This is a genomic window from Abyssibius alkaniclasticus (genome assembly GCF_020447305.1).
In the GTDB taxonomy this organism is placed as follows: Bacteria; Pseudomonadota; Alphaproteobacteria; order Rhodobacterales; family Rhodobacteraceae; genus Abyssibius; species Abyssibius alkaniclasticus.
Genome location: NZ_CP095732.1, coordinates 2,323,538 through 2,335,642 on the forward strand (window position 1 = coordinate 2,323,538; position 12,105 = coordinate 2,335,642).

10 protein-coding genes are annotated in these 12,105 nt (G+C 63.0%); 3 read left to right on the plus strand and 7 right to left on the minus strand.

Annotated elements, in window-relative coordinates:
• Positions 1–14 precede the first annotated feature (14 nt).
• Entirely contained in the window at positions 15–1,541 is a 1,527-nt protein-coding gene (locus tag LGT41_RS11600; protein WP_274127044.1) for a helicase HerA-like domain-containing protein, read from the plus strand.
• A gap of 60 nt (positions 1,542–1,601) precedes the next feature.
• On the opposite strand, the gene LGT41_RS11605 is transcribed toward LGT41_RS11600, so the two are convergent.
• From LGT41_RS11605 to LGT41_RS11615, 3 genes are all read right to left on the minus strand, one after another.
• On the minus strand, positions 1,602–2,918 hold the full coding sequence (locus LGT41_RS11605; protein WP_274127045.1) for an HlyC/CorC family transporter: 1,317 nt from the start codon (positions 2,916–2,918) through the stop codon (positions 1,602–1,604).
• Positions 2,919–2,992: 74 nt separating this feature from the next.
• Positions 2,993–3,898 (minus strand): tyrosine recombinase, encoded by a 906-nt coding sequence (locus tag LGT41_RS11610; protein ID WP_274127046.1) that lies wholly within the window; start codon positions 3,896–3,898, stop codon positions 2,993–2,995.
• Complete coding sequence (locus tag LGT41_RS11615) at positions 3,898–5,448, minus strand: hypothetical protein (RefSeq protein ID WP_274127047.1); 1,551 nt, start codon at positions 5,446–5,448, stop codon at positions 3,898–3,900. The genes LGT41_RS11610 and LGT41_RS11615 overlap by 1 nt, the downstream gene beginning before the upstream one ends.
• Before the next feature lie 309 nt (positions 5,449–5,757).
• On the opposite strand from LGT41_RS11615, the gene LGT41_RS11620 reads away from it, so the two are divergent.
• Together LGT41_RS11620 and aroB are read left to right on the plus strand one after the other, a co-directional pair.
• On the plus strand, positions 5,758–6,327 hold the full coding sequence (locus LGT41_RS11620; RefSeq protein WP_274127048.1) for a shikimate kinase: 570 nt from the start codon (positions 5,758–5,760) through the stop codon (positions 6,325–6,327).
• Complete coding sequence (aroB, locus tag LGT41_RS11625; RefSeq protein WP_274127049.1) at positions 6,317–7,435, plus strand: 3-dehydroquinate synthase; 1,119 nt, start codon at positions 6,317–6,319, stop codon at positions 7,433–7,435. Before LGT41_RS11620 ends, aroB begins: the two co-directional genes overlap by 11 nt.
• Here aroB and LGT41_RS11630 read toward each other — a convergent pair.
• The 4 genes from LGT41_RS11630 to LGT41_RS11645 all read right to left on the minus strand — a co-directional run bounded on the left by LGT41_RS11630 (position 7,403) and on the right by LGT41_RS11645 (position 12,077).
• Entirely contained in the window at positions 7,403–8,296 is an 894-nt protein-coding gene (locus LGT41_RS11630) for a DMT family transporter (protein ID WP_274127050.1), read from the minus strand. The genes aroB and LGT41_RS11630 overlap by 33 nt on opposite strands.
• Positions 8,284–9,237: a radical SAM protein gene (locus tag LGT41_RS11635; protein WP_274127051.1), complete on the minus strand. Its 954-nt coding sequence runs from the start codon at positions 9,235–9,237 to the stop codon at positions 8,284–8,286. Before LGT41_RS11635 ends, LGT41_RS11630 begins: the two co-directional genes overlap by 13 nt.
• A 93-nt stretch (positions 9,238–9,330) precedes the next feature.
• A complete protein-coding gene (locus tag LGT41_RS11640) occupies positions 9,331–11,295 on the minus strand; it encodes a 3-hydroxyacyl-CoA dehydrogenase NAD-binding domain-containing protein (RefSeq protein ID WP_274127052.1) in 1,965 nt (654 codons plus the stop codon).
• Positions 11,283–12,077 carry an alpha/beta hydrolase gene (locus LGT41_RS11645; RefSeq protein WP_274127053.1) on the minus strand — a complete coding sequence of 265 codons (795 nt, stop codon included), beginning with the start codon at positions 12,075–12,077 and terminating at the stop codon, positions 11,283–11,285. Before LGT41_RS11645 ends, LGT41_RS11640 begins: the two co-directional genes overlap by 13 nt.
• Positions 12,078–12,105 lie beyond the last annotated feature (28 nt).

Here is a 12,105-nt window from a genome sequence, read left to right on the forward strand (position 1 = left end):
AGCAAGGGGGGCAGATGGGCGTTGATCGGGTTTTTGTAGGCGGTGGCGGGGCTGATTACGGCCTGCCGCAAGAGCTGTTGTTGAAATATGGCAACCGGCACGGGCTGATTGCGGGCGCCACCGGCACTGGCAAAACCGTCAGCCTGCAAATTCTGGCCGAAAGCTTTTCAGCCCAGGGCGTGCCGGTGTTTTTGGCCGATGTGAAAGGCGATCTTTCCGGGCTTGGCGTGGCAGGCTCGCCCGACGCGCCCTTGCACGATGCCTTCATGAAGCGCGCCGCCACGATCAAATTCGATGATTATGGCTATGACGCGTTTCCCGTGGTGTTTTGGGACATGTTCGCGCAATCCGGCCACCCGATCCGCACGACCATTTCCGAGATGGGCCCGCTGCTGCTGTCGCGCCTGCTGGAGCTGACCGAGGCGCAAGAGGGCATTCTGAACATTGCCTTTCGCATTGCCGACGAGCAGGGGATGCTGCTGCTCGACCTGAAAGACCTGCGCGCCATGCTGGTCTGGCTGGGGGAAAATTCCGCCGAGATCAGCCTGCGCTACGGCAATATCGCCACGGCAAGTGTGGGCGCCATCCAGCGCCGCCTTGTGGTGCTTGAAAATCAGGGCGCGACGCAGTTTTTCGGCGAACCCGCACTCAGGCTTGAAGACATGATCGCCACCGCCCCCGACGGGCGCGGGCGCATCAATGTGCTGGCGGCCGATCAGCTCATGGCTTCGCCCCGGCTTTATGCCACCTTTCTGCTCTGGCTGCTGTCAGAGCTTTTCGAGCAATTGCCCGAGGTCGGCGACCCCGACAAACCGAAATTCGTCTTCTTCTTTGACGAGGCGCATCTGCTGTTTGGCGATGCCTCCAAGGCGCTGCTCGATAAGGTCGAGCAGGTCGCGCGGCTGATCCGCTCCAAAGGGGTTGGCGTCTATTTTGTCACCCAAAACCCCGATGATGTGCCGTCTGACATTCTTGGCCAGCTTGGCAACCGCATCCAGCACGCATTGCGTGCCTATACCCCGCGCGACCAGAAGGCGCTGCGTGCCGCCGCCGAAACCTTCCGCCCGAACCCCGATTTCGTTACCGAAACCGCCATACGCGAGGTGGGCACCGGCGAGGCGGTCGTATCCTTGCTGGAACGCAAAGGCGTGCCCGGCATCGTGCAACGAACGCTCATCCGCCCGCCAAGCTCGCGCCTTGGCCCGATCACGGCGGCAGAACGCGCCGCCCTCATCGCCGCCAGCCCGCTGACCGGGCTGTATGACACCGCGATAGACCGCGACAGCGCGTTCGAGGAGCTGTCCCGCCGCACCGCGCAAGCGCAGGCAGACCAGACAGCGACAAACCCCGAGGCCGAGCGCGAGTTCAGCACCGGGCGGCGATACAATCCGGGCAGCACAACGGGCAAGCCGAAATCCACCCGTTCGCGCCGCACCGATTCACCGACCGAAGCCTTCACCAAATCGCTGTCACGCTCGGTCGGCACGAAACTCGGCAATGCCATCGTGCGCGGGGTATTGGGCGGGTTGTTCCGACGCTGAACATCTTTTGCTCAAAAATATCCCCGCCGGAGGCATCCGACCGGGCCAATGGCGCCGCCGCTACCCATCGAGGCGCCTCAACCTCAGTTTGGTAATCCGGTTGCGCTCGCGCTCCAGCACCTCAAAACGGAACCCGTGAAAGACAAAGACCTGTCCCTTTGCAGGGATCATCCGCGCCTCGTGAATGACCAGCCCCGCCACGGTATTGGCCTCGTCATCGGGCAGCGACCATTCACAGGCGCGGTTCAGATCGCGTATGGTCATGCTGCCTTCGACGATCACCGTGCCATCGGTCTGCCGGTCAACCTCGGCTTCCTCGACATCATGCTCATCGGCAATTTCGCCAACGATTTCTTCCAGAATATCCTCTAGCGTGATCAGCCCGCGCAGGCTGCCATATTCATCGACGACCAGCGCAAAATGCGTGCGGCGGCGCAGAAATTCGCGCATCTGTTCATCAAGCGTCGTGGTATCGGGAATGAAATAGGGGGCCATTGCCACGCCCATCACGTTGAATTTCTCAATCCCCTGCAAACCGCCTTCGGCATCACGCACCAGGCTGTTGACCGCGCGCAACAGGTCTTTGGCATGAACAACCCCCACCACGTTTTCAGGTTCGCCACGATAGACAGGAATGCGTGTAAACGACGAGGACAGACATTGCGACAGAATCTCGGCCGGGGGGGCGTCAGCATCGATCATCTCGATATTTGAACGATGTAGCATGATTTCTTCAACCACGCGGTTTTTCAGGTCGAGCGCACCGAGCAGCCGGTCACGGTCATCTTTCTCCACGCCGCCCTCGGAATGGTGCAGCGCAATCGCCCCGGCAATTTCCTCATGCGCCAGAACATGGGCATTCGGGTCGGTGCGCACACCGAATATGCGCAGCATAAGCCGCACGACCAGCCGCACGGTCGAAACAACCGGCGCAAGCAGACGCACGACAATCGAAACCGGCATGGCCACGCGGGTGGCGGCAAGTTCGGCATTGGTAATGGCATAGGTTTTGGGCATCACCTCGGCAAAGACCAGCACAAGCACGGTCATGATGCCGGTGGCGATGACCACGCCGGAATCTCCAAACAGGCTGGTGAAGAGCGATGTTGCCAGCGATGTCGCCAGAATATTCACAAGGTTGTTGCCCAGCAGGATTGCGCCAATCAGCCGCTCGCTGTCTTCGGTCAGCGCCAAAGCACGCTCGGCCCCGCGGTTTTTCCTGTCGGCCTGGGCGCGCAGCTTGCCGCGGCTGGCCGCGGTCAGGGCGGTTTCGGAGCCGGAAAAGAAGGCCGAAAGCAACAAAAGCACCAATATCACCGCAAGGGTAATCCAGGTTGTGCTGTCAAAAATAACTATCTCGCCAGCGGTCGTTGGCATATGGGGGGTCCTTGAAAACCTGTGAAACTGTTGTCTTTATGGGGGCGGGCGCGCCAAATCGCAAGATGGGGGATTCAGGCCAGCGGGTGTTTGGTCAGCACAAGGCTCTTGAGCGTTTCATCCAGCACATGCGTGTAAATCTCGGTGGTTGACACATCGGCATGGCCCAGCAGCATCTGGATACTGCGCAGATCGGCGCCATTGGCCAGCAGATGCGTGGCAAAAGCATGGCGCAGCGTGTGGGGCGACAGTTTTTCGTGGTTCAGCCCGGCGGCCAGCGCCACATCCTTGAGCAGCAGAAAAAAGCCGACCCGCGTAAAATGCCCCGCCTTGGCGCGTGACGGGAACAGCGCGCGTGATTTCTGGTGCTTTTCGGCCAGCTGCGCATCGCGCGCCACAAGCCATTCGGCCAGCGCCGCCTGGGCCGGTGGCGACAGCGGCACCATGCGCTCGCGCCCGCCCTTGCCGCGCACCAGCAGCATGGCCGGGTTGCCGCGCGCTGCTGCTTCGGGCAGGGCGACCAGTTCGGAAACCCGCATTCCCGTGGCATAGAGCAGTTCAAACAGGCAGGTATTGCGCGCACGTTCATGCGCGCTGCGCCCATATCTGCGGGCCGCTGCAAGCAAAGCCTCGACCTCGACAAGGCTCAGGGTTTTGGGCAGGCGTGTGCTGGCCCCGGGGCCACGAAGCTCTCCTGCCGGATTGTCGCCGCGCCAGCCTTCCTGAAACACGAAACGGTAGAATTGCCGGATGGATGACAGCCTGCGCGCGCGCGTGCTGGGCGCCAGCCCGTTGCCTGCCAGGGCTGAAAGATAGCCTTCAATATCGGCGCGGCTGGCCCCTGCCAGCGTGGTGGCACCAAGATGGGCGCTGAAATCTTCAAGGTCATGGCGATAGGCGGAAAGCGTGTTGGCCGCCGCCCCGGCTTCGGCGGCAATGGCTGACAGGAAGGCGCCAACCCAATTTGCGCCGCTGGCCATCAGGCGCCCGCCCGTTCCAGAAGCAAGAGCTGCACGGCAAGGCGGCGGGCCGGAATTTCCTGCCCGGCCTGGCGCAGCAGCCACAGGCCGAGTTCAATATCGGCCGGGCCGGTATCGGCCCCCTTGGCCAGCAGGTCCAGCGCCATCAGAACGGCAGGGGCCTGCTGGCCGGACTGGAGCAGCGCCCGTGCGGCATCGGTTCGGGCATGTTGCGGCGTCTGCCCGGTAAAGGCGGCATGAACGGCGCGCATCAGGGGGGCGTTCGGTGCGCTTTCGGCGCGCATCTCATTGCCCACATAAATGCGGCGGGCAAGCTCCAGCGCGGTATCATCCTGGGCCATCTGCTCATACCAAAGCGGCGCATCAGCCCCGGCAAGCAGCAACAGGCGCTGAATGTTTTCGGCAACGGGTTCCAGCGGGGCCGAGGGCGGGCGCATGGCCAGTTGCGGGGCAAATTCATAGGCCAGGGCCGTCATCAGGCTTGGCTCGGCAAAGGCGGTAAAGGCGCGTTTCATGGCCAGCGCCAGCACGGTATCGTCATCCTCGGCCAGGGCTGCATCCAGTGCCTGCACGGCTGCGGCCCGCCCCCATATACCCCCGGACGCGGCGGGGCGCCCGCCGCGATAGATGGCGAAAAGCAGCGGCGGCGTAATCGCAGCGGTTTCAACCAGACGTTCGGCTGCATCCATGCGCTGGCGCAGCGGCGTTGAAAGCGCAAGATCGACAAACAGATAGGGTGGCGCAATGCGGCCAAGCGGGCGGGGCAAGGCAAGCGATTCGCGCAAGGCAAAGTCGATCGGGGTCATCGGAACGGGAAAGGGCGGGTTGTCATCATCCTCGAACAGGGCCGGGTCGAGAAAGCGGATCATCAGATCGGCGCGCGAATCGCTCAGCTCGCCCAAAGCCGCACCCAATGAAACCGATGTGGCCGCGGCGTTCCAATCGCCCGCGCGCGCCAGACAGATGGCGCGGATCGACAGGTCTTCGGCCAGGCCGGGGGTTTTGCGCAACGCCTCGCAAGGTGCAACCGTGCGCCCCACAAGAAGCGAAATTTCAAACCAGCGGCGAAACAGTTCCGTCTCGTCCGGATTGGCCAGCACGATCAGGGTTTCAGCCTCGTCAAGCGCACCCATCGCAAAAAGCTGGTCGACACGCGCCAGCAAAACGCTGGTAGAAGCATCGGCCCCCAAAGGCGGGTTGGCCTGAGCCAGCACAAGGCGGCGAAACAGGGCATTGGCCTCGGGCAGGGTTGAGGGCCGAAAGCCATTTATGCGCGCAATCGCATCTTCTGCCGAAGCATCGCCCCACATATCGGGCGAAAACCCGGCCAGCGACGACGCGATCAGCCCGACCGATTCACGGTCGAGATTTTCAAGCGGGGTGACGCGCACTATGTCATCTGCCGGAAGGCGCGATTGTGTGGGCGGCGGAATGTAATAGCGCGGCGGATTTTCAATGGCGTTTGAAAGCCAGTCAATCGCCGAACTTGGCCCTTCGGCTGTCAGCGCCGTTGCGCACAGGCTGAACAGCAATGCAAGGCGGATGCGCATTACAGGTTGGCCGGCTGCACCGGCACGGTAATTTCACGGCTGGGCGGTGGCAGTTCGAAAAGCAATGCATAGCCCGCGGTTACGGCGGCGCCAATCACTGCCAAAACGAAAATATATTTAATCAGCCTGCCTATCACGTCTGCTCTTTCTGCCCTAATGCTGTGGCGCTTGTTCTACATGGGGCTTGCCATGCACGGCCACAATGTTAAACGCTGCAAATGGCCGGGGTTTGCCCCGGCTCGAGCGCGCTGCTAATCTTAGCGAAGAATGGGCGTGGCGGCAATCATTCCCGGTGGCGGAGGCGCAGCAATGGATCGAACACGGCCAATCCTTGCCGATGGCACTTTAACCCAGACATTGGTGCTTGTAGGGCTGATGGGAGCGGGAAAATCCACCGTCGGGCGGCGGCTGGCCCATGCGCTGAACGTTGATTTTGTCGACAGCGATGACGAAATTGTGAAAGCCGCCGGAATGCCGATTTCCGAAATTTTTGCGCGCCTTGGCGAGCCGCATTTCCGCGATGGCGAGCGTCGGGTGCTGGCGCGGCTGCTGCAAAGCCCACCGCATGTGCTGGCCACGGGTGGCGGGGCGTTTGTATCGCCGGAAAACCGCGAGATTATTGCCGCGCATGGCGTGTCGATCTGGCTGCGCGCCGATCTGGAAACCCTGTGGGACCGTGTGCGCAGCCGGCCCGGGCGGCCCCTGCTGGAGCAAGATGAACCCAAAGCCGCGCTGGCTGCGCTGCTTGCCGCCCGCACGCCCGCCTATGCCAAGGCTGATTACGAGGTGACAAGCCATATGAACAATTCCCACGAGGTTGTGGTGCAAGACATATTTGCGCTGCTCAAGGCCCAAAGCGAGGCGATAGATGCGCGTTAAAACCATTCATGTGCCGCTGGGCGATCGTGCCTATGACATTGCCATCGGCCCGGGCCTTCTGGCACAGGCAGGCGCGCATCTGGCCCCGTTCTTGCGCCGCAAACGGGTGTTTGTCGTGACCGAGGACCGGGTTGCCGCCCTGCACCTGAAAGCCCTGACGGCCGGGTTGGATGCGGACGGCGTGCAATCTGCCGTGCTGAGCCTGCCGCCGGGGGAAAGCACCAAAAGCTGGGCACAGTTGCAGGTGGTTGTCGAATGGCTGCTTGAACAGCGCGCCGAGCGGGGCGATATTGTCGTGGCCTTCGGTGGCGGGGTGATCGGTGATCTGGTTGGCTTTGCCGCCGCGATATTGCGGCGTGGCGTCGGGTTTGTGCAAATCCCCACCAGCCTGTTGGCGCAGGTCGACAGCTCGGTCGGGGGCAAGACCGGAATAAATTCGCCGCAAGGCAAAAACCTGATCGGGGCCTTCCACCAGCCGCGCCTTGTGCTGGCCGATATCGACGTGCTGGCCACCCTGCCGGGGCGCGATTTTCTGGCAGGCTATGGCGAGGTGGTCAAATACGGCCTGCTGGGCGATGCGGCGTTTTTTGACTGGCTCGAAGCCAATGGCCCGGCGCTGGCGGCAGGCGATGTGGCCGCGCGGATCGAGGCCGTTGCCAAAGCCTGCCAGATGAAGGCCGATATTGTCGTGGCCGATGAGCATGAACACGGCGAGCGCGCCTTGTTGAACCTTGGCCATACATTCGGCCATGCACTGGAGGCGGCGACCGGCTATTCGGCGCGGTTGTTGCATGGGGAAGCTGTGGCCATTGGCTGTGCGTTGGCCTTTGAGCTTTCGCAAAGGCTTGGCCATTGCAGCCAGGAAGCCCCCAGCCGTTTGCGCGCGCATTTGCAGGCAATGGGCATGAAGCGCGACCTTGCCGATATTGCCGGTGATCTGCCCGATGCTGACGGGCTGATCGCACTGATGGGGCAGGATAAAAAGGTCGTTGACGGGCGTATCGCCTTTATTCTGGCGCGCGGTATTGGCGCGGCGTTTGTGGCGCGCGATGTGGAAACGCGTGCGGTGCGCGCGCTACTGGCTGCGGCCCTGAAACAGCGCGCCTGAGGCCAAAGCCACCCCGGTGCAGACCACCAGAATGCCGATGGTTTTGAAAATACCAATCGGTTCGGCCAGAAACACCCAAGCGCCGAGCGCGGCCAGCACCGGCACCAGCGCGCCAAAGGCGGCGGTTTTTGCCGCGCCGAAATGCTGCACGCAAAACAGATAGGTGAAGGTCGCCAGAAAACCCGAAAACACGCCTTGCAGCAGAATTTGCAGCGCAAGGGTTTGGGGCGGGATGCCTGAAAAATCCATCCCCTTCACCAGCCCGGCCACCAGAAAGGCAAGCGCCGACCAGAACACCATCATCGCGGCGGCCGGCACCACGGGCAGGGCACGGGCGCGAAACCGCACCGTATAGGCGGCCCAGCAGCCTGAAGCGCCCAAAAACAGCAAATGCCCGCGCCAGCGGCCATCTTCGGCCTGAATGATCGCCTCGTAGCCACCCACGGCGAGCGCGCCAAACACGATTAGGCCAAGGCCAAGCAGCCGTGCGCGGCTGAATTTCTCGGCCAGAAAAACCGCGCTCATCCCCGCCACCCAGACGGGCAGCATGGAGGGGGCGAAAATGCCGCTATCGGCCACCGGGGCAAAACTGAGCCCGCCCACCAGCAAAAGCACAAAGACAAAGCCACCGATAAAGGCGATCAGCACGACATCGAGCCAGTTTTGGCCCCTGGGCAAAATGCCGTGGCGCAGCAGGACCGGGGCAAACAGAATGGCGGCCGTGCCAAAGCGCATCAGCCCCACTTCGATGGGGCCAAAGCTTTGGCCAACCGCCGCGCGGGCCGAAACCAGAAAGCTCGCCCAGATCGCCAATGTCAGCGCAAGCACAAGCGGCGGGCCAAACGCCCCTAGCCGCTGCACGACGCCCCGCCAAGCACGCAGAACTTGGCGCAATGCCGGTGGTTGAGTGCGACGGGCCTTGAGGCTGCGGCCAGCGTTTCGCCCAGCTCAAACTGCGGGTCATAGGGCAGCAGCGTGCAGGCCAGAACGGCGGGCGTATCGGCCCCTTTGCGTTTGACGACCATGCGCGCGCTGGCGCACATCACATCATTCGGGTTCTTGCCAAGGATCGACCAGCAGGCGGTGGTGATTTCCGGCACGTCCACGCGTTCATCCATTTCGGGAAACAGCACCAGTGCGCCGGGGCTGGCGGCGTTGATGGCAAACCGCTCATCGGCAAACAGCCGGGCAAAGCCTGCGCGCGCCTCGGCATCGCTTTCGCCCCAGATCGTGCGCGCGGCAACCGACATGGTAAAGCCGTTGTCGCGCAGCCAGCGCATTCCCTGCAACGATACGGCATAGCTTCCCTTGCCGCGCATGGCGTCATGCTCATCGGCACGATGATGGTCGAGCGAGACGCGCAGCGTCATGTGCGCGCCATAGCGCTTGTTCAGTTCCAGCAGCCCCGCCCGGACCGATTTGCGCTGCATCGGCAGCATGGCATTGGTCAGGATCAGCACCCGCAGCCCACGCGACAGCGCCGCTTCGGCCATTGCGATCATGTCGGGGTTCATGAAGGGTTCACCCCCCGTGAAGCCGATCTCTTCCAGCGGCGCGTTCAGTGCTTCGGCCTCGTCAAGATAGCGCCCCACTTCGCCGGCGGTCAGATAGACCAGCGCGTCATTGGTGGGCGAGCTTTCGATATAGCAATTCTGGCAGGTGATATTGCACAGCGTGCCGGTATTGAACCACAGGGTGTGCAGCCCGGCCAAAGCCACTGTGGCGCGGTCCTCTCCCTTTGCGGTCAGCGCCGGGTCTTCAAACTTGCCGCGCGGCAGGGTGGGTGGGGTCATCTGGTTCATGCAAATCCTATATCTGTTGCCGGGCAGATTGCGCTGCGCAAGGTGGCATCGTCAAGCGATGCACCGCGCAATTTGCACCACATCTGCGTGAGCTTAGGGGGTGGGGTTGGCCAGCATCCACATGGGCCCGCCACGCCAGCGCGGAAATCCATAGCCGTTGACCATCACGACATCGATGTCATCGGCGCTGTTGGCAATGCCTTCGGTTAGAATGGCGCGGCCTTCGCCTTGCATGGCGGCAAGGATACGGCCCATGATTGCCGTTTCCTCAAAACGGCGCGGCACGATGCCCGCTTCACGGCGATACCGCGCAATCAGCGCGGCGGTGTCCGGTGCGGGTTCGGGGGTTTTGCCATCGGGATAGGCATACCACCCGCCCTTGGTTTTGCGGCCCAGACGGCCCGCTTCGACCAGCCAGTCGGCAATGGGAATATAGCGCTGCGCCGAATTGCGCGTGGCGGCCTGTCGCTTGCGCATCGCATAAGAAATTTCGAGCCCCGAAAGATCTTGCATTTCAAACACGCCCATCGGAAACCCGAAGCCACGCATGGCGGCGTCGATATCGGCAGGGCTTGCGCCATCGGCCAGAATATATTCGCATTCCCGCCGATAGGCCGACATGATGCGATTGCCGATAAACCCGTCGCACACGCCCGCGCGCACAGCCACCTTGCCCAATGCCCTGGCCAGCGCAAAACCCGTGGCGAGGGTTTCAGGTGCCGTGGCATTCGTTTCAACCACCTCCAGCAGCTTCATGATATGGGCGGGGGCAAAGAAATGCAGGCCAAGCAGGCGGGCGGGCTGGGCAAGCGTTGCCGCCAGCGCATTCAGGTCGAGATAGGACGTATTGCTGGCCAAAATCGCCTCGGGCGCGCAATGGGCTTCCAGCGCGGTAAAGACGGCGCGCTTGATGTCGAAATCCTCAAACACGGCCTCGATGACAAGGTCGCAAGGGGCGAGGGCGGCATAATCGGTGCTGGTCTGGAATGTGTTCAGCAGGGCCGCGGTATCGGGGATGAGCCCGCGTGATTGCGCCGCGTCAAGGTTGTGTCTGACCAGCGCGGCCCCCTTGGTGGCTGCGCTTTCATCCCGCTCGATCAGCGTGACCGGATAGCCCGCCATAAGCAGCGCCGTGGCAATGCCGCTGCCCATTGTGCCGCCGCCGATAACGCCGGTGTTTGAAGTTGCGCGCGGCTGGGCCGTGCCAAGCTGTTTGGGGCGCATGGCAGCGCGCTCGGCGCGGAACAGGTGGCGCAAGGCGGCAGATTCAGCCCCGTCGCGCAAGGCAATGAAGGCGGCGCGTTCCTGGGCCAGCGCCTTGTGTTCGGGCAGGCCTAGGCTGGTTTGGATGGTTTCAAGCGCCACAAGCGGGGCGGACTGGCCGCGCGTTTTGCGCCGGAGTGTTGCTGTCAGTGCCCCCCAGTCGGGCGGCTCCGGGGCCACACGCAGCCCCGTCGCGCCCGTCACCGCCGTTAAACCACGCGTGGCGATGTCTTGCGCAAGCGCCAGCGCATTGGTGGGCAGATCATCGGCCAACGCATCGACCAGCCCGATTTCGGCGGCCTGCTTGCCGGTGATCGGCTTGCCATAGCAGATCATCTCAACCGCTTGTGCCACGCCAATGACACGCGGCAGGCGAAACGTGCCGCCCGCGCCGGGGATGAGCCCGAGCGAGACTTCGGGCAGGCCGAGCTGGCAATCGGGCGTGGCGATGCGCGCGTGGCAGGCAAGCGCCAGTTCCAACCCACCGCCAAGCGCCATGCCGTGCAGTGCCGCCAGCCACGGGGTATGGGCTGCGGCGATTTTGCCCAGCAGTTCGGCCAGCAGGGGCGCTTGGGCGGGGCGGCCGAATTCGGAAATATCGGCCCCCGCGCAAAATCCGCGCCCTTTGCCGACAAGGATAACGGCCTTGATCTTCGTGTCGGCCTCGATCGCCGCTGCCGCATCCCACAATGCCTGGCGCAGCGCCTGGCCGGCGGCGTTGACCGGCGGCGCGTTCAGCGAAACGCGGGCGATAGCGCCAAGCAGTTCCACCGTTACCGGGCTTAGGCCAGCCATGTGCGCACCATGTCGGATTTCGCATCGGCCAGCGGCGCGATGACGTTGAAATGGTGTTGATCGGGCGCAACGATGCTTGCCGTATCCGCCCCCAGCCCGTGCCAGATATTGGCCAGCAAGGCCGATTGGCGGATGAATTCCGGCCGTTCAGCCGCCCCCACCCAGCAGGTGAGGCGCGCAGCCTTTCGCGGCATCAACAGCGCGGGGCTTTCGGCACAGGCGGCGGTGAAGTCGAGCTTCAGATTGTCGTTCAGGCCGGTTTTCAGCAGCGGGCGCAGATCATGCACACCGCTGATCGACAGCACATGCCGAACGCGCGCGGCGGCGTTCATGGGCGTGTTTTCGCAGATCATCCGGCTGACCAGATGCCCGCCCGCTGAATGGCCCGACAGGTAGATCGGCCCGCCGACTTTCGCGGCTGCAAGGTCAATCGCGGCGGCAATTTGCAGGGTGATTTCGGCAATACGTGCCTGCGGTGCCAGCACATAACCGGGCAGGGCCACGGCGAAACCCTGTTCCAAAGCTCCGCCAGCCAGATGCGACCAGCTATCGCGGTCAAAGGCCTGCCAATAGCCGCCATGCACAAAAACCGCCAATCCGCGCGGGGTGCCCGCTGGCAGGAACAGATCGAGCGCCATGCGCGGATCATCGCCATAGGCCAGCACATTCGGCGGATGCGCGTTGCGAAACGCCGCCGCCTGCGCGGCCCATTCGGGCGCAAAACGTTCTGCATCCGGAATGTGGATGCCGTTGGCATAAGCGTCGTCCCAGTCGGTGATCATCTGCGACCTTTCGTTTTCACCCAGCAAA

Excerpts from the sequence above, each read along its gene's own strand:
- LGT41_RS11600 (WP_274127044.1), top strand. The coding sequence starts at position 15 with ATGGGCGTTGATCGGGTTTTTGTAGGCGGTGGCGGGGCTGATTACGGC.
- LGT41_RS11605 (WP_274127045.1), bottom strand. The coding sequence starts at position 2,918 with ATGCCAACGACCGCTGGCGAGATAGTTATTTTTGACAGCACAACCTGG.
- LGT41_RS11610 (WP_274127046.1), bottom strand. The coding sequence starts at position 3,898 with ATGGCCAGCGGCGCAAATTGGGTTGGCGCCTTCCTGTCAGCCATTGCC.
- LGT41_RS11615 (WP_274127047.1), bottom strand. The coding sequence starts at position 5,448 with ATGCGCATCCGCCTTGCATTGCTGTTCAGCCTGTGCGCAACGGCGCTG.
- LGT41_RS11620 (WP_274127048.1), top strand. The coding sequence starts at position 5,758 with ATGGATCGAACACGGCCAATCCTTGCCGATGGCACTTTAACCCAGACA.
- aroB (WP_274127049.1), top strand. The coding sequence starts at position 6,317 with ATGCGCGTTAAAACCATTCATGTGCCGCTGGGCGATCGTGCCTATGAC.
- LGT41_RS11635 (WP_274127051.1), bottom strand. The coding sequence starts at position 9,237 with ATGAACCAGATGACCCCACCCACCCTGCCGCGCGGCAAGTTTGAAGAC.
- LGT41_RS11640 (WP_274127052.1), bottom strand. The coding sequence starts at position 11,295 with ATGGCTGGCCTAAGCCCGGTAACGGTGGAACTGCTTGGCGCTATCGCC.
- LGT41_RS11645 (WP_274127053.1), bottom strand. The coding sequence starts at position 12,077 with ATGATCACCGACTGGGACGACGCTTATGCCAACGGCATCCACATTCCG.